19 protein-coding genes are annotated in these 19,914 nt (G+C 58.9%); 6 read left to right on the forward strand and 13 right to left on the reverse strand.

From position 1 onward, the window contains the following. The first annotated feature begins 151 nt into the window (after positions 1 to 151). Entirely contained in the window at positions 152 to 1,414 is a 1,263-nt protein-coding gene (locus WA411_RS14970) for a 6-phosphofructokinase (protein ID WP_069183953.1), read from the forward strand. 85 nt (positions 1,415 to 1,499) lie between these two features. Here the strand turns inward: WA411_RS14970 and WA411_RS14975 are convergent, their stop codons facing one another. After that, a complete protein-coding gene (locus WA411_RS14975; RefSeq protein WP_064227053.1) occupies positions 1,500 to 1,754 on the reverse strand; it encodes a GrxA family glutaredoxin in 255 nt (84 codons plus the stop codon). 118 nt (positions 1,755 to 1,872) lie between these two features. Further along, positions 1,873 to 3,999 (reverse strand): methyl-accepting chemotaxis protein, encoded by a 2,127-nt coding sequence (locus WA411_RS14980; RefSeq protein ID WP_291909850.1) that lies wholly within the window; start codon positions 3,997 to 3,999, stop codon positions 1,873 to 1,875. A 60-nt stretch (positions 4,000 to 4,059) separates the two neighbouring features. On the opposite strand from WA411_RS14980, the gene WA411_RS14985 reads away from it, so the two are divergent. After that, positions 4,060 to 4,503 (forward strand): YqaA family protein, encoded by a 444-nt coding sequence (locus WA411_RS14985; RefSeq protein ID WP_064227051.1) that lies wholly within the window; start codon positions 4,060 to 4,062, stop codon positions 4,501 to 4,503. Here WA411_RS14985 and WA411_RS14990 read toward each other — a convergent pair. After that, entirely contained in the window at positions 4,443 to 5,888 is a 1,446-nt protein-coding gene (locus WA411_RS14990) for an ABC1 kinase family protein (RefSeq protein WP_291909846.1), read from the reverse strand. The genes WA411_RS14985 and WA411_RS14990 overlap by 61 nt on opposite strands. Before the next feature lie 252 nt (positions 5,889 to 6,140). Here WA411_RS14990 and WA411_RS14995 point away from each other — a divergent pair, with 252 nt between their 5' ends. Then, the gene (locus WA411_RS14995) at positions 6,141 to 7,232 is read left to right on the forward strand and encodes a GGDEF domain-containing protein (protein WP_291909844.1); all 1,092 of its coding nucleotides are present in this window, start codon (positions 6,141 to 6,143) and stop codon (positions 7,230 to 7,232) included. A 1-nt stretch (position 7,233) separates the two neighbouring features. Here WA411_RS14995 and lipB read toward each other — a convergent pair whose 3' ends face one another. From lipB to WA411_RS15045, 10 genes are all read right to left on the reverse strand, one after another. Continuing rightward, a complete protein-coding gene (lipB, locus tag WA411_RS15000; RefSeq protein ID WP_291909842.1) occupies positions 7,234 to 7,872 on the reverse strand; it encodes a lipoyl(octanoyl) transferase LipB in 639 nt (212 codons plus the stop codon). A gap of 5 nt (positions 7,873 to 7,877) precedes the next feature. Then, positions 7,878 to 8,147 carry an HP0495 family protein gene (locus WA411_RS15005; RefSeq protein WP_069183958.1) on the reverse strand — a complete coding sequence of 90 codons (270 nt, stop codon included), beginning with the start codon at positions 8,145 to 8,147 and terminating at the stop codon, positions 7,878 to 7,880. 30 nt (positions 8,148 to 8,177) lie between these two features. Continuing rightward, complete coding sequence (locus WA411_RS15010) at positions 8,178 to 9,344, reverse strand: D-alanyl-D-alanine carboxypeptidase family protein (RefSeq protein WP_291909839.1); 1,167 nt, start codon at positions 9,342 to 9,344, stop codon at positions 8,178 to 8,180. A 57-nt stretch (positions 9,345 to 9,401) separates the two neighbouring features. Next, the gene (locus tag WA411_RS15015) at positions 9,402 to 10,262 is read right to left on the reverse strand and encodes a septal ring lytic transglycosylase RlpA family protein (RefSeq protein WP_418766812.1); all 861 of its coding nucleotides are present in this window, start codon (positions 10,260 to 10,262) and stop codon (positions 9,402 to 9,404) included. Between the two features lie 157 nt (positions 10,263 to 10,419). Beyond that, a complete protein-coding gene (rodA, locus tag WA411_RS15020) occupies positions 10,420 to 11,562 on the reverse strand; it encodes a rod shape-determining protein RodA (RefSeq protein WP_291909835.1) in 1,143 nt (380 codons plus the stop codon). Then, a complete protein-coding gene (mrdA, locus tag WA411_RS15025; RefSeq protein WP_291909833.1) occupies positions 11,562 to 13,451 on the reverse strand; it encodes a penicillin-binding protein 2 in 1,890 nt (629 codons plus the stop codon). Before mrdA ends, rodA begins: the two co-directional genes overlap by 1 nt. Positions 13,452 to 13,460: 9 nt before the next feature. After that, complete coding sequence (gene rlmH, locus WA411_RS15030) at positions 13,461 to 13,931, reverse strand: 23S rRNA (pseudouridine(1915)-N(3))-methyltransferase RlmH (protein ID WP_069183963.1); 471 nt, start codon at positions 13,929 to 13,931, stop codon at positions 13,461 to 13,463. A 2-nt stretch (positions 13,932 to 13,933) separates the two neighbouring features. After that, on the reverse strand, positions 13,934 to 14,284 hold the full coding sequence (rsfS, locus tag WA411_RS15035; protein ID WP_064227041.1) for a ribosome silencing factor: 351 nt from the start codon (positions 14,282 to 14,284) through the stop codon (positions 13,934 to 13,936). A gap of 70 nt (positions 14,285 to 14,354) precedes the next feature. After that, a complete protein-coding gene (nadD, locus tag WA411_RS15040) occupies positions 14,355 to 15,005 on the reverse strand; it encodes a nicotinate-nucleotide adenylyltransferase (RefSeq protein WP_291909829.1) in 651 nt (216 codons plus the stop codon). 5 nt (positions 15,006 to 15,010) lie between these two features. Continuing rightward, the gene (locus WA411_RS15045) at positions 15,011 to 16,267 is read right to left on the reverse strand and encodes a glutamate-5-semialdehyde dehydrogenase (RefSeq protein ID WP_291909827.1); all 1,257 of its coding nucleotides are present in this window, start codon (positions 16,265 to 16,267) and stop codon (positions 15,011 to 15,013) included. Between the two features lie 186 nt (positions 16,268 to 16,453). On the opposite strand from WA411_RS15045, the gene WA411_RS15050 reads away from it, so the two are divergent. From WA411_RS15050 to WA411_RS15060, 3 genes are read left to right on the forward strand one after another with little or no spacing between them, the layout of a single operon-like run. Then, entirely contained in the window at positions 16,454 to 17,470 is a 1,017-nt protein-coding gene (locus WA411_RS15050; protein WP_069183966.1) for a GGDEF domain-containing protein, read from the forward strand. Next, positions 17,467 to 18,465 carry a GGDEF domain-containing protein gene (locus WA411_RS15055; RefSeq protein ID WP_069183967.1) on the forward strand — a complete coding sequence of 333 codons (999 nt, stop codon included), beginning with the start codon at positions 17,467 to 17,469 and terminating at the stop codon, positions 18,463 to 18,465. The genes WA411_RS15050 and WA411_RS15055 overlap by 4 nt, the downstream gene beginning before the upstream one ends. Next, positions 18,462 to 19,913 carry a bifunctional DedA family/phosphatase PAP2 family protein gene (locus tag WA411_RS15060; protein WP_291909824.1) on the forward strand — a complete coding sequence of 484 codons (1,452 nt, stop codon included), beginning with the start codon at positions 18,462 to 18,464 and terminating at the stop codon, positions 19,911 to 19,913. The genes WA411_RS15055 and WA411_RS15060 overlap by 4 nt, the downstream gene beginning before the upstream one ends. The last annotated feature ends 1 nt before the right edge of the window (position 19,914 follow it).

Raw genomic sequence — 19,914 nt, forward strand, 5'->3', positions numbered from 1 at the left:
CAACTGTCCTCTGAGTTGAAACCCGACAAGCCTCCCGTATCCGCCCCACCCCGTCAAGAGCCACGCTATCCGCAATCCTGCTCATGAAAATTGCCGGCGATTGGCGTATCATCTGCGCCATTGTCGAACCAGCAGGAGGCTCCAGCCCGCGATGGCCATCAAGAACGCATTCTACGCTCAGTCCGGCGGTGTCACCGCCGTCATCAATGCCAGTGCCTGTGGCGTCATCCAGACTGCCCGCAAGCATCCGGACAAAATCGGCAAAGTGTTTGCCGGACGCAACGGCATTATCGGGGCGCTGAAGGAAGAACTGATTGATACCAGCCTCGAGAGCGACGATGACATCCAGGCACTGATTCATACCCCGGGCGGCGCTTTCGGCTCCTGTCGCCACAAGCTCAAGAACATTTCCGAAAACCGCCGCGAGTATGAGCGTCTGATTGAGGTATTCCGGGCTCACGACATTGGCTATTTCTTCTATAACGGCGGCGGGGATTCACAGGATACCGCCTACAAGGTCTCCCAGATCGCAGACAAGATGGGTTATCCCATTACCTGTATCGGCGTGCCCAAGACCGTGGACAACGATCTGCCGTTCACCGACTGCTGCCCGGGCTTCGGCTCGGTTGCCAAGTACATTGCCACGTCCACTTTGGAAGCCAGCCTCGACATCAAATCCATGTGCGAGACGTCCACCAAGGTGTTCATCCTGGAAGTGATGGGGCGCCATGCCGGCTGGATTGCCGCATCCGGCGGCCTGGCGGGACAGGGCGAGGGCGAGCCGCCCCACATCATTCTGTTCCCTGAAATTCCTTTCAATCGCGACGCTTTCCTGGCGCGCGTAGACCACTGTGTGAAGGAATACGGCTACTGTGTTGTCGTCGCCTCCGAAGGTGCCCAGTATGAAGATGGCCGCTTCCTGGCAGATGCCGGAGCCAAGGACGCGTTCGGCCACACCCAGCTCGGTGGTGTTGCCCCCGCCCTGGCCAACATGGTCAAGCAGGCCCTGGGCCACAAATACCACTGGGCCGTTGCCGACTACCTGCAACGCAGCGCTCGCCACATTGCCGCCGCTACCGACGTTGAACAGGCGTATGCGGTTGGCAAGGCAGCGGTGGAAATGGCCCTGGAAGGCAAACAGGCGCTGATGCCCACCATCGTGCGCGAGCAGGCAAAGCCGTACCGCTGGAAGATTGGCGAAGCGCCCCTCAGTGAGGTGGCAAACCAGGAAAAGAAGATGCCGATCCACTTCATCACCGATGATGGCTTTGGCATCACCCAGGATTGCCGGGACTACCTGGAGCCCCTCATTGCCGGAGAGAGCTTCCCGCCGTTCGATAATGGCCTGCCTCGGGTTGCCAGGCTCCAGAACACGCTGACCGAGAAGAAGCTGAAAACGGATTTTGAACTCTAGTCCACTGCAGGACTCAGCGAATAAAAAAGCCTGACAGTTTACGCTGTCAGGCTTTTTTGGTTGCTTGAAGAGTCATCGCTGTGTGCTAGCGAGCCAATTCCGCCTGATGGTCTCGAACATAGGCGTAGAACTGATCAAAACCTCCAACATACTGGCTCCCCACAAGAATCTGCGGCACTGTGTAAACTGGCCGGCCGATCCTGTCGGCAATATCCTGCTTACTCATACCCTTCTCGATCATATCGACCCACACATAGGGAATGTTTCTGGCCTCACACAGGTGCCTGGCCTGCACACAGAACCCACAACTTGAGCGGCCGTAAATCGTGACCTGCTCCATAAACACCTCCAAGATCTCTGGCGGTAAATTCCGGGATTAAAATCGTATGAGCGAATCATGACACGGCACCCGGTAATTGAAAATTGATGCTTTGAATCGCCGCCATAGTAGCGAGCCATCATGTTCTGAGCCGGCTGAGCTCACGCTCCAGAACCTGCACCTCGTGGTCCAGGGCCTGACCACTGCCCTTGACCCTGCTGGCAAGCTCCCGGAGATCGTTGGCCGCATCGCCGATATGAGTGAGGTTGCGGTTGATTTCCTCGCTCACCGAGCTCTGTTCTTCCGCCGCAGTGGCCACCTGGGTTACATGCTCCACGATGGTCCCGATCCGGTCGACTACCGTGGCCAGCGAATGGGCCGCTTCCTGGGTGCCATCAACCGCCGAGGTGGCGCGATCAACGCCGCTCTGTATCACCGAAACGGCACCGTTCACATCCTGCTTGAGGCCGTCGATCATGGTACTGATTTCATCGGTGGATTCCCGAGTGCGGGAGGCCAGCGTGCGGACCTCATCGGCAACCACGGCGAATCCGCGTCCCTGTTCGCCAGCCCTGGCGGCCTCGATGGCAGCGTTGAGGGCAAGAAGGTTGGTTTGCTCGGCGATGCCTCGGATGACATCCAGGATGCGATTGATATCCTCGCTGCGATTGGCCACCTGCCCGATTGCCGTACTGGCCTCGCCCATATCGTTGGCCACCGCGCTTACTCCATTCACCGCCGATGACAGCGTATCCTGGGTAAACCGGATGCCGTCCTGGGCCATCCGGGCGTTATCGGCCGCTTCGCCGGCAAACCCTGCCACCTCTCCTGCAGCGGCGGACATTTCGTTCATGGCGGTGACCACGCTGTCGATGTCCTGGTGCTGTCGACCTGTCTGTTCATCGGTCTCGACCGCAATGCTGCCTACATCCCTGGCCTGTTCGCGGACCTTTACATTCACGTCCTTCAGATCATTGATCATCTCTCTCAGACGCGCCAGGAAGGCATTGAACCCGCCGGCCAGCTCGATCAGTTCGGCGTGGGTGTCGATTTCCAGTTCACGGGTCAGGTCTCCTTCGGCGCTGGCCAGGTTCTTCATCCGATCCCGAATTTCATCCAGCGGGCGGGTCACCGAGCGCACCAGCAGCACCAGGGCCACAATGGCCAGGACAACCACACCGATACCCACAAGGCTCTGGCGAGTGGCGGTGGCGGCAACTTCGTCCGACAACAGGCCAGTAATTTCCGAAACGCTTGCCAGCGCGGCATCCCGGGGCAACTCAATCAGCAGCGACCACTCGGCATCCGGCAACCGGATCTCAACGGGATAGGCCACGGCCAGGGTCTGACCGTCATCAAAGGTGCCCTCACCCTGGTGCAGCCCTGCGAAGGTGCTGCCGTGATCGGGCACGGCTTCCTGCAGAGGCCGGCCAAGGTGCGACTCATAATGGCTGGAGGCCGCGATAAGACCCTGCTCACTGATCAGCGTGACCCTGGACTGGCCTCCAAACAGCTCCTGGCTGACACCGGCAATGGTTTTCTGCAGGGTCGAAAGATTGATATCGACACCCACCACACCGGCGAATGTTCCGTCATCCAGAATCGGAACCACCAGACTGGTCATCAGCTCGGAATAGCCCTCACTGATTTCATATTCGTAGGGCTCCATAATGCAGGGCGCTTTGGTGTCCCGCGAACAGAGATACCACTCGGCCTCCCTGATCCCGAATTCGTTGAGGTTATCCAGATACTTGGTGGAGGGGTCCTCTGTGCGGCTGAACTGGACCTGCCCGTCCGGCTCCCGGTAGTAGTAAATCTCCAGGGTGCCCTCGTCGCTGCTGTGCTCTTCAACACCACCGGTGAAATAGCGATCCTGGCCATCGTAGCCATCCGGTTCGAACTGGGCGTAAATCGAGCTCAGGCTTTTCTGCTCCTCCAGAACCGCGCCAACGGTCTCCTGAAGGGCTGACCGGCTGATACGCCCGGAGCTGTCGGTCTGAATATTGCGGATGATGACGTTGCGAACGACTTCCGGCGTGCGAAAAGCGGTCGCAAACTGGCCACTGACCAGCTCACCATATTTGCCGGCGGTTGCGCCGAGCTGATCCATCACAATACCCTGCACTGTATCCCGGGTTTCTGCCGTCAGTCTTTCTTCCATGTCGCCGAGGGATAACTGGGCGGTGACCACAATGCTGATGCCCATGATCAGGAGCAGTGACACAACGAGGGCATAGAGCTTGAAGCGCAGCGATAACTGTTTCATGGTAAGGCCGGACCTGCGGAGTGTTGGAGGTTCGTTTCATCTTAAAGCACGGAGGGCACGGTGGCCTACCTGACGCTATTTCTGACCGCGTTCGCTGCCGCCACGCTGCTGCCTGCCTACTCGGAAGTCCTGCTTGGCACCCTGATAACCCAGGGCTACTCCTGGTGGTGGCTCTGGTTCTGGGCAACGCTGGGCAACACGCTGGGCTCGGTCGTTAATGGAGTTATCGGCCGGCAGGTGGATCGCTTTAAGCATAAACGCTGGTTTCCGGTCAGCGAAATGCAGCTGCACAAGGCGCGGAACCGATTTAACCGTTATGGCCAGTGGTCACTGTTGATGGGCTGGCTGCCCCTGGGGGGTGACGCGCTGACCCTCGTTGGCGGGATCATGCGCGTGCCCTGGCTCAACTTTGTCATTCTGGTGGGGATTGGCAAGGGCGCCCGCTACGCCTTCGTGCTCTGGCTTGTTGCCGAGGCATCCGGCGCGTCATCACCCTCACCGTAGAGGTATTTCCTGAGCAGTGGCTCGCCGTTGAACTCGGAATTCAGCACCGCAACAAAGGTGTAGACCCCGATCAGTTTCCGGTTAAGGAAAACAAATTCCTTCGGAGGCACACGGAAATAGCGACTGATAGCCGATCGGGCGGCCTGTCTTGCCACTCGGGACGGCAACTCACTCTGCTTCCAGCGGTATTCGCCGTGGCTGTTCACCGCATAATCCGGCCAGGCGTTCTTGTCACTGGATAGCGGCTCGAGCACCGACATACACACCTGGCCGAATTTCTCCAGCACTTCGTCGGGCCACTCGGTGCTCATGAAGCGCAACTTGACACCACCATCAATCACCGCCTGCAGATCGTTCTCATAGGACGCCCTGATCATCTGGATAACCGGTTTGAGGAAGTCATCCGAGTAGGCCTGAACAGCCCCGAAATCAAGCAGGACTATGCGGTCGTAACCCGGGTCATCACCTTCTTCGCCAGCAATCCGGATGCGGTAGTTGCCGAAGTTCGGATCGGTCTGTATCTCACCCCAGACGAACAGCTCGCGGAAGAACAGCTCCAGGGCAGCCTTGCCCAGGGCGCTCCGACGCTCCAGAGGAAGGTCTTTTACCGCCTGGGAACTGACCGAATGGCCATGTTCGTAGGTCGAACAAATCACGTGCGCCGTTGAGAATTCCGGCAGGACCCTGGGTACGATGAACCTGGGATCCGACGCCAGCATGGTGCGGAATTTCTCGGTGGTTTTCGCCTCCAGACGATAATCCACTTCCCGGTGCATCATCTGCCGGACTTCTTCCAGCCAGTCATTAAACTCCGGGCCAAAACTGACCAGCCTTGCCACCCGCAACAACTGGGCAACCGCATTCAAATCGCTATCAACCGCATCGGCAACGCCGGGGTACTGAACCTTGAGCACCAATTCCAGGCCGTCACTTTTACGCCAGGCCCGGTGCACCTGCCCCAGCGAGGCCGCCCCAATGGGTTCGGGTTCCACATCCAATTGAGCCAGGCGATCGGCTCCCAGCTCGTCTTTCAGAACGCGCTCTATGGCCGGCCATTCCAGTGACGTGGTCTGGTCCTCCAGGGTGTGAAGGGCTTCCGTGACTTCCTCGGGCAGGAAATGCTCGCCATACAGGGCCATGACCTGTCCGATCTTGACCACGCTACCCTTCAGCTGTCCCAGCTCATCCACCAGGAACCGCGCCTGGTTAGAGAGCATGGCGCGGTGCCGCTTCTCCCGGTTTTCCCGGCTGCTGAACCAGTTGGTTGCCATATGCGAAGCCATACGGGTACCCGCAAACAACCCGGCACGGGTCAGGCTCAACCTGCGCTCGAAACTGCCTGTCTTGATGCGGGAAACCGAATTTCCTGAACGTCTGGAAGACATAATGACCTGTTCGGATCAGAGAATTTCACCACGTTTGGCGTCTAACACCATTATACGGATAGTCAGGGGAGCTGACCTAACCGAGTCGACCGGCTATCTGCGGCCACGGGGCCAATGTGCCAACACCGCCCCCGGTTTACATCTGGGCAACCGGATCGTTTACGTTTCGACACAGTTTCTGGCAGGAAACCGGTCTAGTATTTCTACATACGTAAGGTCCAGCAACGATTATCACAAGAACAAGATCCGAACATGCCGCAATCCGCCAGAAAAACGCCGGATACGGAACTGTCCCAGTTCCGGGTCAAGGGCGAGATTCCTGTCCCGATTCTGATCAACTGGCTGACTGCCGTTGCCGTTCCCCTGCTGTTCTTCTTCGCCTGGCGCTCAAGTCTGCAGAATGACCCGATTACACCGCCATTGCTGATTGGCTTTGCCGTGCTTCTGACGGCCAACTCTCTGACCTATTTACTGTCCGGCAACAGAACGTTGCAACGCCGGGCTTTTATTACCCTTATCACGGTGCTGTTCACCTACCTGGCGATCCATGCGGTTGAGGACGGGTCCGCCATTATCTGGCTGTTCGCCTACCCCCCCATTATTTTCTACATCAGCGAATCCCGGGTTGGCGTGCTCGCCTGCAGTGGCGGCTTCGCCGCCGTCATTCTACTGTTCAGCCCGCTGGGAGACCTGCTGTTCGAGCCTCCTCACAGCGCCAGCTTCCGGATTACCATGGTGGCGGTACTGGGCTTTGAGATGGTCACCTGCTACATCCTTGACCAGAGCCGCCGGCGCAGCAAACTGGGCCTGCTGAAGCTGGCCGCGGAATTCGAGTATGCGGCCAAGCATGATGCACTCACCGGCCTTGCCAATCGACGGGAAGCCCTCGAGCAGCTGGACATCGAATACCAGCGCTACCTTCGCAACGCCCGGTCGTTTTCTGTACTGCTGATGGACATCGACCTGTTCAAGAGCGTCAACGATAACTACGGACATCACGTCGGGGACGAATTGATCACCCTGGTGGCCAGAACCCTGCGGGAGCAATGTCGCAAGGTTGACACCCTGGCCCGGTGGGGCGGTGAGGAATACCTGGTACTGCTGCCGGAGACAACCACCGAGGAGGCCATGTCCTCTGCCAACCGGATCCGGGAAGCATTTTCCGAAAGATCCGTCAGCACCGAGCAGGGTCAGGTGCAGGCCACAATCAGTGTGGGCGTGGCATCAATCCGGGGATCCGAGTCCATCGACCGCCTCCTTCAGCGTGCAGATGAAGCCCTGTACCGGGCCAAATCCGAGGGCCGAAACCGCGCCTGCGGTTATGAGGATGAAGCGGCGGCCTGAACTACCAACCCTGGCAGAACTCGACATCCCCGCGGGCCAGGCCGTTGACGAGTTGCTCTGACAGTCGTTGCTGCACGTCGGCCAGGGTTATACCCGGAACAAAGTCCCGCACCTGGCACATGGCCATGCCGGCATAGCCACAGGGATTAATCCGCTGGAAGGGTTCCATGTCCATATCCACGTTCAATGCCAGTCCGTGGAAAGAACAACCACGGCGAACCCTGAGGCCGAGGGAAGCGATCTTGGCATCTCCCACGTAAACACCGGGCGCATCCGGCCTGGGGGCGGCCTCAACACCCAAATCGGCCAGGGTCCGGACTATGGACTGTTCAATCTCATCCACCAGGGAACGCACACCCATTTTTTTTCGAGTCAGGTTGATCATCAGGTAAATCACCAACTGACCGGGCCCGTGATAGGTCACCTGCCCGCCCCGATCAACCGGGATCACCGGAATATCGCCCGGAGCGAGGATATGCTCCGCCTTACCCGCCTGGCCCTGGGTATAGACCCGGGGGTGCTCAAGGCACCATAACTCGTCCGCCACGCTGTCATCGCGGTCGGCGGTGAACGCTTTCATGGCCTCCCAGGTTTCCAGGTAGGGCTGCTCCCCGAGGGATCGAACAATCAGGTCAGGCATCGGGCTCAGAGCACCATGTGCACGCGGCCGCTGGCCTTGAGATCTTCGAACAGGGCTTTGAGCTGTGCTTCACCCGTTGCCACAATCTTGAGCTGGACCGAGGAAAACCGGCCCTTGCTGCTGTCGTTAACCGTGATGTCGGTTTCGCTGATCCCGGGCGCATGCTGCTCCACAACCTCAACTACGAACTCGGTGAAATCCGGCGCTGCATTGCCGATCACCTTGATCACGTAGTCGCAAGGAAACTCAATTTTTGGTGCTTTCGGCTGACTCATGCCGCTTTACTCCCCGGGATCAACATCACCCTACTGAAATAACTGAACGAAAAAGAGCTTGATGGCATCCCAGATGCGTTTGAAGAATCCGCCCTCCGGAATTTCGGTCAGGGCCAGCACCGGCTGATCAACCAGTACCTCACCGTTATAGGACACCTTGACCCGGCCCAGCTCATCCCCGACCTTGATGGGTGCTTTGATTACAGAATCAAGGTCAACCGTGGACTCCAGATCGTTTCTTGAACCCCGAGGGATGGTGACATAGACGTCTTCGGTCATGCCGACTGACAGTTGGTCAGTCTGGCCACCCCAGACACGGGCTTCAATCAGCTCCTGGCCGGACTGGAACAGGCGTTCGCTCTCGTAGTAGCGGAAGCCGTAATTCAGCATCTTCTGGATTTCCTGAGCCCGAGCTTCTGAGCTGCTGGTACCCATGACGACTGCAATAAGGCGTGTGTCGTTGCGCTTGGCCGAAGCAACCAGACAGTAGCCGGCTTCCTCGGTGTGACCGGTCTTCAAACCATCGACGCTGTCATCACGCCAGAGCAGGCTGTTCCGGTTCGGTTGGCGGATATTGTTATAGGTGAAGTGCTTTTCAGCGTACAGCGGATAGTTTTCCGGGTAATCATTGATGATTGCCTGCGCCAGCATGGCCAGGTCATAGGCTGTTGAAAAATGATCCGGCGACGGCAGACCGGTAGCGTTTTCGAAGTTGGTGTCTTTCATGCCCAGCAACTGGGCCTGCTGGTTCATGATATCAACGAAGGCGTCTTCGCTACCGGCAACAAATTCCGCAAGGGCGACTGAGGCATCGTTGCCCGACTGAATGATCACACCCCTGAGCAGATCCTCAACCGACACCTGAGTGCCTTCCCGGACGAAGGTTCGGGACCCCTCGGTTTTCCAGGCATTCACGCTGATCGGCACCATGTCGGACATGGCAATCCGGCCCTCATCAAGCTCCCGCTCAACGATATACGCGGTCATCATTTTGGTCAGACTGGCGGGCGGCAAACGCTCGTGGCTGTTCTCCTCCATGATGATCCGTCCGCTCTTGGGATCCATCAGCACATAAGAGCTGCCAGCAATCTGCGGCGGCGACGGAATCAGTACCGCCTGGGACATCGCCTTGCCTGTCAGAGCAAGCATCAACACAAAGACAATAGATAGGGTTCGAAAAACAGAGTTTAAGGCCATGGGTCCATTCATTCGTCGTTAAGTGTGTTTCTTATGAAGGTGTCTTGTTTGCCATGCTCAGTGCGTATCGGTCAGCACGATGGACTGATCGAACCCCCGAGCTTCCAGGAGGCTCTGTGTGCGCCTGGCGCTGTCTTCATCACTGAACGGGCCCACCTGAACCCGGTGAAATCGCCCCGAGGAGGTATCAACAGCCCGAACACGCATCGGGTTTTCCAGCACCGACCTTACCTGGCTAAGCAGCTTCTCGGCCGGGTCCCGGCTGCTGAAGGAGCCCAGCTGTACAAACAATGACCGGTTGCTCATCGCCATGTCGCCGCTCGCCTTCACCCGGCTTTCTGCGTATGAGGTCGCGTCTCCCGGAGAAAAGGGCTGACCGGCGATGAACATGGCTCCATCCGGCCTGACCGTAATGGCGGCGACTTCCACCCTCGCCGTGCCCCGGGCCTGGTAGCCCAGCTTTTTAGCGGCAGCGTAGGACAGATCGATGATTCTGTCGCTGTGAAAAGGCCCACGATCGTTGACACGGACGATCACCGAGCGGCCATTATCCAGATTCGTTACCCGGGCAAAACCAGGAATCCGCAGGGATTTGTGCGCGGCGGACATGGCATACATGTCAAAGGTTTCGCCATTGGACGTCTTGTGGCCATGGAATTTCTCCCCGTACCAGCTGGCCGTGCCCCGGGCAACATAACCATCGTTGCTGTCGAGGACGTGATACTGCTTTCCCCAGACCTTGTAGGGCGATTTATTACCGGCCCTGCGGGGCGCCTCATAGACCGGGACCGCATCATCAAGCCCGGAGACATCAAAATTGCCCGAGGGCGCCCGGTCGGTCGCCAGGGTGTAGCGAGAGGAGTGGTCGGTTTCCGGAGCTGACGCGCAGCCGCCGAGTATCGCGGACACCACAACCATCAGCAGCAGAAAGAATGAGGGCTTGAAGTTCACTGTCCGGAGTTCCTCTTGACTTCACTGGCACCGCCATCAGGTGTGCGACGGTCTGGCTAACATTGTAACGGGTTCTGCGCCGCAATCACCATTACCCGACCGCCATGGTTCGATTTACCACCGGTCAGGCACCAATCATTCGTCGATGCGTATGGATCGACATCAGAACGCCAAACGCTGCCATCAGGGTCACACCCGAAGTGCCACCATAGCTGATCAGGGGCAATGGCACACCAACCACGGGCAAAAGTCCGCTTACCATCCCGACATTCACGAAGATGTAGATAAAGAACGTCATGGTGAGCGCACCGGCCAGCAGCCGACTGAACGAGTCCTGAGCGGTGGCGGCAATGTACAGGCAACGAAGGATAATCAGGAAATACACCGTCATCAGGATCAGCATTCCCACAAACCCGAACTCTTCCGCCAGCACCGCAACGATAAAGTCAGTATGACTCTCGGGAAGAAATTCTAGGTGTGACTGGGTCCCTTGCAGCCAGCCTTTCCCCTCTACGCCCCCGGAACCAATCGCCGTCTTGGACTGGATGATGTTCCAGCCAGCACCCAGGGGGTCACTTTGCGGATCCAGGAGTGTCAGTACCCGTTGTTTCTGGTATTCCCTCATGACGAAGAACCACATCAGCGGAGCCGATACGGACACCAGGGCCACAAAAGCGGTGATCAGTTTCCAGCTGATGCCTGCGAAAAACACCACGAAAATGCCCGCCATGCCCACCAGCAGGGACGTCCCCAGATCCGGCTGCTGCATGATCATGATCATGGGCACAAGAACGATCGCGAGCCCCACAGCCACATGCCGGAACCTCGGTGGCAGGAAATGCCTGGACAGGTACCAGGCCGCCATCATGGGAACCACCAGCTTCATAAGCTCCGAGGGCTGGAAACGAGGCAGCCCCGGTATCGCCAGCCAACGCTGAGCGCCCTTGGCACCGACACCTACCAACATGACGGCAATCAAAGCAACAATGCCGGCTGCGTATAGCCAGGGCGCCCATCGGCGGAACACCGAAGGATCCAGCTGGGCAAACACCAGCATCACCACAAACGCCACACCCAGGCGTATGCCCTGGGCCTTGACGACCTCCAGGTTCCGGTCGGCACCGCTGTAGAGTACGAACAGTCCGCCGGACACCAGCAGGAGTAACAGCAACAACAGGATTGGATCCAGATGCAGCGCGGTCCAGATGCTCCGGTGCCGGCCAAGAGGGTTGCTTGCGGTTGAATCCAGTAACGCCTTGAACGCCATCAGTTGGCCACCTCGCCAACTCCACTGACCAGTGCGCCATCGGCATGGCCGTACTCTAGCAGCCAGGAATCAAACAGGGCCCGGGCCACCGGCGCGGCGGTACCGCTACCGCTACCCCCATTTTCGACAATGACAGCAACCGCGATTTCCGGCTTATCCGCCGGCGCAAAACCGACAAAAAGCGCGTGATCCCGGAGCCGCTCGCGGATTTCCTCTTCATCGTATTCTTCATCTTCTGCAAGACTGAAAACCTGCGCAGTACCAGTCTTTCCCGCCATCTTGTAAGACGCACCCCGGCCGACAGAGCGTGCCGTTCCTTTCGGCCCATGCATGACCTCAACCATGGTGTCGACGACGTATTCCCAGTCGTCGGGGTTCTTGAGATTCAGCGGTTCGTGAGTCTCGGCAGGCAGGAATTCCTCGACCGGCCGGTCCCCTTTAATGTCTTTCAGCAGCCTTGGCTCTACCCATCGGCCACGGTTGGCAATCAAGGCGGTTGCCGTGGCCAACTGCAGGGGTGTAGCCAACATGAAACCCTGACCAATGCCCATATTGACGGAATCCCCCGGATACCAGGGCTCATTCCGGACCGCGCGTTTCCAGTCCCGGGAAGGCAGCAAACCGCTCAGGGCACCCGAGACATCGAGAGTAGCGTCTTCTCCGAAACCGAAATGGGACAGGTAACTGTGCATGGTATCCACCCCCATCTCCACGGCTACCTCGTAGAAATAAACGTCGCAGGATTCGGCGACGGCATCCTTGAGATCCACCCAGCCATGTCCGGTACGCTTCCAGTCCCGCCATAGCCGGCCGCCTTCACGCAGACGGAAATGCCCGGGATCCCAGATGGTGTAATCCCGGGTGGTGGCGCCGCTATCCAGGGCGGCTACCGCTAGCATCGGTTTCACCGTCGAACCCGGAGGGTACTGCCCCCGCAAGGCCCGATTGAACAAGGGCTTATCCTTACTGTCGCTCAGCTCCCGATAGTCGTTGACGCTGATCCCGGTAACGAATTTATTGGCGTCGAAACCCGGCACACTGGCCAGGGCAAGAATGCCACCGGTATCAGGTTCAATCGCAATAATGGCACCCCTGCGACCGTCCAATAGCTCGTGGGCGCGCTGCTGCAACCTGAGATCCAGGTGCAGCTGCAGATCTTCTCCAGGCACAGGGTTTTCCCGCTCCAGCACTCGCAGCGTTCGACCCCGTGCGTTGGTTTCAACATGCTGGTAGCCGACCTGACCGTGAAGGATCTCTTCATAGAAACGTTCGATGCCCGACTTGCCGATGTAGTTGGTGCCGGCATAGTTGACCGGATCGATCCGCTGCAACTCGTCGCGATTTATACGCCCGACAAAGCCAAGGGCATGGGCCGTCAATTCACTGTGCGGGTAGAAACGAACAAGCTCAGCCTTGACCTCTACCCCAGGAAGCTCATGACGATGCACAGCGAGACGGGCCATCTCCTGTTCATTCAGGTCGTAGCGGAGGGGAATTTCCTGGAAGGGTCGACGGGGTTCCTGAAGCCGGCGCTGGAAACGTTCGCGGTCTTCGTCGGAAATATCCAGGATTTTGCCAAGCTGAGCCAGGGTATCATCCATGCCCTGCACCCGCTCAGGAACGAGCGTTACGCTGAAAACGGGCCGGTTCTCGGCTAGCAGGGTGTCATTACGATCGTACACCAGCCCCCGCGGGGGTGGCACTGACTGAACCTGGACGCGGTTTTTGTCCGAAAGGGTGGTGTATACCTCGTGTTCGACGACCTGAAGCTGGTACATCCGCGCAATAAGGCCGCCAATCGCCAGCATTACAAAAGCCAGCATTACCAGGGTCCGGCGCTGGAAGAGCCGGCGTTCTGCCGCTGTATCCTTGAATTCACCCCATGGCATAACTAGCCCCTAGGCCCGGTGATACGGGTGATTGCGGGTGATCGACCAGGCCCGGTACAGCTGTTCTGCCAGAACAATGCGTACCAGCGGGTGGGGCAAGGTGAGCGCGGACAGCGACCACTGCTGGTCGGCCCGCTTCCGGCAATCTTCGGCAAGGCCGTCTGGTCCGCCAACCAGAAAGCTCACATCTCGGCCATCCTGCTGCCAGTTTTCCAGTTGGGTCGCCAGTTTTTCCGTCGACCAGGGGCGACCGCCAACCTCCAGTGCGATCACCCGGTCTTTCGGACCAGTCGCCGCGAGGATGGCGTCACTTTCACGCTGCATCAGTCTGGGAATGTCGGGATTCTTGCCCCGGTGGGCGACGGGAATTTCAACCAGTTCCACGGGTAGCTCCGGCGGCATGCGGCGAGCGTAATCTCCGAATCCGGTACTGACCCAGTCGGGCATTTTCTGCCCCACGCAGATCAGACGTAACCGCATGATTATTCGCTGCCCGCAACACCAAGATCGGGAGCATCGCGCCAGAAGCGCTCCAGATCGTAAAACTCCCGTGTGGCAGGCATCATTACGTGAACAACCACATCGCCCAGGTCCACGAGGATCCAGTCGCTGACGCCAGCGCCTTCAACATTGCTTGCTCGCACACCCTGCTCTTTGGCTTCAATAACCACGGAGTCGGCGAGAGATTTTACATGTCGATTGGACGTTCCGGATGCCAGAACCATGAAGTCGGTGACACTGGTGCGGTCACGGACATCAATCACGCTGATGTCCTGTGCTTTCACATCTTCAAGCGCATTAATTACCAGATCTTTCAGTTGCTCTGCCTGCATAATCACCCTGTTGGACGGGCGTTTGCCGGTATGGCCGCCCGAAATGTCATATTCAGACGCGATTGTAGCACTAAAAGTTCCCGTCGGGGCATGCACCATAGAGCCCCAGGCGACGAATTTCTGCCCATACGGGATCCGGCATCAGGTAGCGTGGCGACCGCCCGTCACCAATCCGTTCCCGGATGCCGGTGGCGGAAATATCCATGAGTGGTGGATCCAGCTCGAGGAAATGGCCAAAGGCCCTCTCGTGCAGAGCCTCGGGACCGCTCACGCCCCGTTCAGCGAGCATCCGGGCAGGTTCGCCCGCGGCGTCCAGTGCCGGACCGGGCCGGCGGACTACCACCACGTGGGCCAGTTCCGGAATCTGCTGCCATTCCCGCCAGTGATCGAACCCGGCAAAGGCATCGGTGCCAACCACCATCACCAGGGGCTCACGGGGTCCCAGCTCGGCCCGCAGCTGACGCAGGGTATCGGCCGTGTAGGAGGCCCCCTCCCGCGCCAGTTCCCGGTCGTCAATCCGTAACTGGGGCTCGTTGGCCACCGCCAGCCTCAGCAGCGCCAGGCGCTGGCCAGAGGAAGCCCCGGTCTGGCCCCGATGCGGCGGAATATGACAGGGCACCAGGCTGACGTACTCCACGCCAAGACGGTCACTGATTTCAAGGGCTAGCCTCAGGTGGCCATGATGCACCGGATCGAAGGTTCCACCATAAATGACATGCATGGGCATCAGGTCCGGATATGCCCGTCACCGAAGACCACGTACTTCTGGGACGTGAGCCCCTCGAGCCCCACCGGACCCCGGGCGTGGATCTTGTCAGTGGAGATACCGATTTCAGCCCCCAGACCATATTCAAAGCCGTCCGCGAAGCGCGTGGACGCATTAACCATCACCGAACTGGAATCCACCTCCGTGATGAACCGACGCGCCCGCGTGTAGTTCTCGGTGATGATACTGTCGGTATGCTGGGAACTGTAACGGTTGATATGCTCAATGGCGCCATCCAGCCCGTCAACCACGCGCACCGCCAGCACCGGAGCCAGGTATTCGGCCTCCCAGTCTGCCTCGGTGGCTTCTGCCACGCCGTCTACGATGACCCGGGTCCGTTCACAGCCCCGCAGTTCCACACCTTTCTCAACGAAGGCCTGAGCCAGCAGAGGCAGGATATCCTCAGCGATCTCGGCGTCGACCAGCAGGGTTTCCATGGTGTTGCAGGTACCGTACCGATGGGTTTTGGCATTGATCGCCACTTTCATCGCCTTTTCCGGATCCGCATGGCTGTCGATGTAGACATGACAGACACCATCCAGGTGCTTGATGACCGGCACCCGGGCATCTCGGCTGATGCGCTCGATCAGGCCTTTGCCACCTCTGGGCACAATCACATCGACATACTCCGGCATGGTGATCAACTCACCCACGGCCGCGCGATCCGTTGTTTTGATTACCTGTACCGCGTTCTCGGGCAGCCCGGCTTTCGCCAGCCCCTCAGAAAGACAACGGGCGATCGCCTGGTTGGAATGAATGGACTCGGAGCCGCCCCGGAGAATGGTTGCATTGCCGGATTTCAGGCACAGACTCGCAGCCTCGACCGTCACATTGGGGCGTGACTCGTAAATAATACCGATGACGCCAAGCGGAACACGCATCTTGCCCACCTGGATACCGGAGGGACGGTAGGCCATGTCGGTAATGGCACCGATCGGGTCCTGCAACGACGCGACCTGACGAAGGCCCTCGATCATCGTATCGATTCGCTGGGGCGTGAGCTCCAGACGATCGAGCATCGCCGCATCCAGGCCATTTTCACGACCCCTCTGCAGGTCTTTGCCATTGGCCAGGCCCAGTTCTTCCCGGGCTGCATCCAGAGCCTCGGCCGTCGCCAGGAGCGCCTGATTACGCACTGCCGTGGTCGAACGAGCCACTCCGGTTGCCGCTGCTCGGGCTTGCTGCCCAACCTCAGCCATGTACGCTGCAATATCCATTCAAATACCTTTCTGTTTTCAAGCGGAATCAGGAATAAGTGCCTAACTTTACCTTTCCCGTTTCAAGTACGCATCCCAAACAGATATTATACCGCTGCGATATGCCATACTCGGAACCTGAAGGAGCTTTTGATCAACTCCCCGGGGACGTTTTTTTTCAGGGAGCTCAGGAAAAGGAAGGACACCATGGCCCAGATGGCCGAAAAATTCCTGTTAAGCAAATTGTCACGGGCAGGTTTCGCGGCCCTGATCGCCATTGCGACGCTTTGTGCCTTGCTGGGAGAGCCCATGGTTGCAGCAGCCGCAGCTGCGGCCTCAGGCATTGTAATCTCTGGCAAAACCTTCCACCCCAGCCGGGTGAATCAGCCCTGGCCCCGAGTCCAGCAGGTCTTTTTTGCCATTCTTCTGCTGATTCTTCTGGCCGGCTTCTGGACCGGCCCCTGGGTGCTTAGCCACTGGCTCTACGCACTTCCACTGGCCGCTTTCGCACTGGTTCCGCCCGCGGCCGCTGTACTGGTGACGCTGCTGATCGCTGTTCTGGCGATGATCGCGACACAATGGGCCGTTGGCCTTGCCGACCGCCACCAAATGATCAGCGCTTTTCTGCTCACCATGCTGCTCTCTGCGCTGCTGGTCTTCCTTCGCGACTACAAAGCCCGGCAACTGGCCCCGTTGCGTCGGACCGATGAACTTACCCAGGCTGCCAGCCGGGAATATCTTTCCGCTGATCTGCACAAGGAAATCCAGCGCAGCGAGCGGGAAGGTACGGACATGTCCGTTATCATGATCGGACTGGACACCCACCTCAGCGACAATGATCCCGACGAAGACATACGCTCGATACTTCCTCGCATTGGTCGCTACCTGCACTCCCAGATCCGTGACTTCGATACCTATTACCGGGTGGCCGATCTTCAGTTTCTGGTGATCCTGCCAGGCATCTCCACCAGCGACGCCATCACCCGTGCCGAGACGATCCGCAAGGGCCTGGCAACACTTCTCGAGTCCCACGGCATGAACCTCACTGTCAGCACCGGGATCGCCGGCCTGAATATCGGTGACGATGCCAACAGCCTTCAGCAAAGCGCAGCGAATGCCCTGCGCCGGGCCCAGCAGCAGGGTGGCAACCGGAGCCAGGCCTACAGTTCATGGTCGCAGCCGGCGCAACCGGGCCAACCTCAGGCACAGGGACCGGCATCATGACAGAGACCCGACTCCGAACCTGGACCCACGCCTTCGGCTATGGCATCGCCTGCCTGTTCATTTTCACCCTGGCCATGCAGAACCTGCGTTACGGCTTCTACGAGCTTTTCTATCTGGCCTCCGGGATGGCGGTCCTGACCCTGGCTGGCGCCATTTACACCATTATCTGTCGCCGGCACCAACTGTCAGCGCCAGGGCACCTTATCATTCTCTCCGGCCTGAACAGCGGCATGCTGGCAGCACTGCTGACCATGGATGCACCCGGCATCAGCCACTGGGCAATGCCCCTGCTCGTACTGAACCTGCTGATCCTGCCGTTGCGACAGGGTGTGGGGCTCTCCCTTTTGCTGTTGGTGCCCATGACGATCCTCCTGTTCCTGGAACAGGCGCCGGCTGACGCCATTGCCATTACCGGGGGGCTGTTTATTCTTCTGGCGGTCGCCGCCCTGTACATCTGGCACTACGATCATATGGCACAGTCGGCCGAGGATCTGGCCATCACCGATCCGGTCACCGGCGCCCACAACGCGCGCTTCCTCGATGAAACCCTGCAGAAAGAAATCAGCCGCGCCATAGCCACCGGCCATTGCCTCTCAGTGATCGACCTGAGCATCGATTACGCGGATGAGGTAGCCGACCTCCACGGCAGAGATCAGGTCCAGGGCCTGTTCCGGGATATGACCGAACACCTCTTTGGCGTGATTCGTGCCGGTGACACCCTGTATACCCTGAAAGACTTCGAGTTTTTCCTGATCCTGCCATTTACGCCGGAGGAAGGGGTGAGGGTGATAGCCGAGCGGATTCGCCGGACCATCGCTGAACACCATTGGCCTGTGGTAGGCAAAGCTACTGTCAGCCTGGGCTGCACCACCCGGGGCAGCGGCGACACCCGAACCGACACACTCCGCAATCGGGCCCACCAGGCCATGGAGGAAGCTCGCAGACGCGGCACGGATTCGGTCTGGTTCAGCCCGGGAGAAACCATCGAAACATGAGCAGTGCCTGGCTGAATGACCTGTCGGCATGGCTGAGCCTGCATCCCGGCTGGCTTGCTACGGCGCTGTTTACAACCGCCTTTATCGAATCCCTTGCCATCGCCGGCATTATTGTCCCGGGTGTTGCCATCCTGTTTGCCGTCGCTGTGCTGGCCGGTGAAACCGGGATGCCCTTGCCAGAAGCACTGCTCTGGGCGGGACTGGGCGCCATTGCAGGCGATACGGCAAGCTTCGGTCTCGGGCGGTTGCTGCAGGGTCGCCTCACAACGTCCTGGCCGCTGAGCCGTTACCCCAAAATCATAAGCACTGGAGAGCGCTTCTTTAACCGTCACGGTGGCAAAAGCGTGATCATAGGTCGCTTTGTCGGGCCGGTACGACCGGTTATTCCACTCGTGGCCGGGGCCCTGATGATGTCCTGGCGTCGCTTTCTGGCCTTCAACATCGGCTCGGCGATCGCCTGGGCACCGGTTTATATCTTCCCGGGATTTCTCGTGGGCAGTGCCCTGGCTAGCGAGATCAGGCCGCCTGCGCACTTCTATGCGGTGATCGGCATCAGCCTCGCGGCCCTGACCGTGGTCTATTTCGTGCTATTGCGGTTCCAGCTGGGGCTTGGCGAAAGCAGCCGCTTCTACCAATGGCTAAAACAGTGGATGGCACAGTACGACGCCACTCACCGATTCTGGCGCCTGTATACCAATCAGCGCCCGGCCCGGGAAGGTGAATTTCCGCTGGCCTCATTCATGCTCGCACTGGGCGCTTCCGCCCTGCTGTTACTCTGGGGACAACTGGCCACAGCGACTCACCTGCTTGATGGGTTCGACCGGGCGACTCTTCTCTGGTTCGAGCAACTCCGCCAGCCGCTGCTGGACGGTCCCTTCATTGCCATCACGCTGCTTGGTGACGCCCCGGTACTTGTGGCTGCCGGTGCCCTGGCATGCGCAGCACTGATGTTCCGAGGCTACTACGCCGCTGCTGTCCATATTGTGGTGGCCGTCGTTTTAACGGTGGTTCTGGTCTGGGCCCTGAAATCTCTGCTCGGCGTTCCCCGGCCGGAAGAAGTCATGGGGCCACCGAATTCCGGCGCCTTCCCGAGCGGCCATACGGCAGGTATTACCTTGCTGGTTACCCTGCTGGCAAGCTTCGTTGCCGGTGAAAGCCGGCACCGAAAGCGCTGGCACTACTATGTCCTGCTGTCTCTCCCATTGGTTCCTGTGGCTCTAAGCCGGCTTTACCTGGGGGTTCACTGGTTCACTGACGTGATTGGCGGGTTGCTACTGGCGCTGGCTGTCACCGGAGCCGTACGGGCGAGCTACAGCCGGTACGACAAGGTCCCTTTGGCACCGGATATAACCATCGTGGCTGCAGCAGTTGTATGGGCGGTATTTGCTTGCGGGTATATCGTGCTGTCATGGGACGAAGCCGTACTGAATTTCCGTCCGATCGGCTAGA

The organism is Marinobacter sp. CH_CUG1437-1 (assembly GCF_037029655.1).
GTDB lineage: Bacteria > Pseudomonadota > Gammaproteobacteria > Pseudomonadales > Oleiphilaceae > Marinobacter > Marinobacter salsuginis.

What these genes read in the sequence shown, in the direction of transcription:
- WA411_RS14970 (WP_069183953.1), top strand. Translation starts at nt 152, where the DNA reads ATGGCCATCAAGAACGCATTCTACGCTCAGTCCGGCGGTGTCACCGCC.
- WA411_RS14975 (WP_064227053.1), bottom strand. Translation starts at nt 1,754, where the DNA reads ATGGAGCAGGTCACGATTTACGGCCGCTCAAGTTGTGGGTTCTGTGTG.
- WA411_RS14980 (WP_291909850.1), bottom strand. Translation starts at nt 3,999, where the DNA reads ATGAAACAGTTATCGCTGCGCTTCAAGCTCTATGCCCTCGTTGTGTCA.
- WA411_RS14990 (WP_291909846.1), bottom strand. Translation starts at nt 5,888, where the DNA reads ATGTCTTCCAGACGTTCAGGAAATTCGGTTTCCCGCATCAAGACAGGC.
- WA411_RS14995 (WP_291909844.1), top strand. Translation starts at nt 6,141, where the DNA reads ATGCCGCAATCCGCCAGAAAAACGCCGGATACGGAACTGTCCCAGTTC.
- lipB (WP_291909842.1), bottom strand. Translation starts at nt 7,872, where the DNA reads ATGCCTGACCTGATTGTTCGATCCCTCGGGGAGCAGCCCTACCTGGAA.
- WA411_RS15005 (WP_069183958.1), bottom strand. Translation starts at nt 8,147, where the DNA reads ATGAGTCAGCCGAAAGCACCAAAAATTGAGTTTCCTTGCGACTACGTG.
- WA411_RS15010 (WP_291909839.1), bottom strand. Translation starts at nt 9,344, where the DNA reads ATGGCCTTAAACTCTGTTTTTCGAACCCTATCTATTGTCTTTGTGTTG.
- WA411_RS15015 (WP_418766812.1), bottom strand. Translation starts at nt 10,262, where the DNA reads ATGGTTGTGGTGTCCGCGATACTCGGCGGCTGCGCGTCAGCTCCGGAA.
- rodA (WP_291909835.1), bottom strand. Translation starts at nt 11,562, where the DNA reads ATGGCGTTCAAGGCGTTACTGGATTCAACCGCAAGCAACCCTCTTGGC.
- mrdA (WP_291909833.1), bottom strand. Translation starts at nt 13,451, where the DNA reads ATGCCATGGGGTGAATTCAAGGATACAGCGGCAGAACGCCGGCTCTTC.
- rlmH (WP_069183963.1), bottom strand. Translation starts at nt 13,931, where the DNA reads ATGCGGTTACGTCTGATCTGCGTGGGGCAGAAAATGCCCGACTGGGTC.
- rsfS (WP_064227041.1), bottom strand. Translation starts at nt 14,284, where the DNA reads ATGCAGGCAGAGCAACTGAAAGATCTGGTAATTAATGCGCTTGAAGAT.
- nadD (WP_291909829.1), bottom strand. Translation starts at nt 15,005, where the DNA reads ATGCATGTCATTTATGGTGGAACCTTCGATCCGGTGCATCATGGCCAC.
- WA411_RS15045 (WP_291909827.1), bottom strand. Translation starts at nt 16,267, where the DNA reads ATGGATATTGCAGCGTACATGGCTGAGGTTGGGCAGCAAGCCCGAGCA.
- WA411_RS15050 (WP_069183966.1), top strand. Translation starts at nt 16,454, where the DNA reads ATGGCCCAGATGGCCGAAAAATTCCTGTTAAGCAAATTGTCACGGGCA.
- WA411_RS15055 (WP_069183967.1), top strand. Translation starts at nt 17,467, where the DNA reads ATGACAGAGACCCGACTCCGAACCTGGACCCACGCCTTCGGCTATGGC.
- WA411_RS15060 (WP_291909824.1), top strand. Translation starts at nt 18,462, where the DNA reads ATGAGCAGTGCCTGGCTGAATGACCTGTCGGCATGGCTGAGCCTGCAT.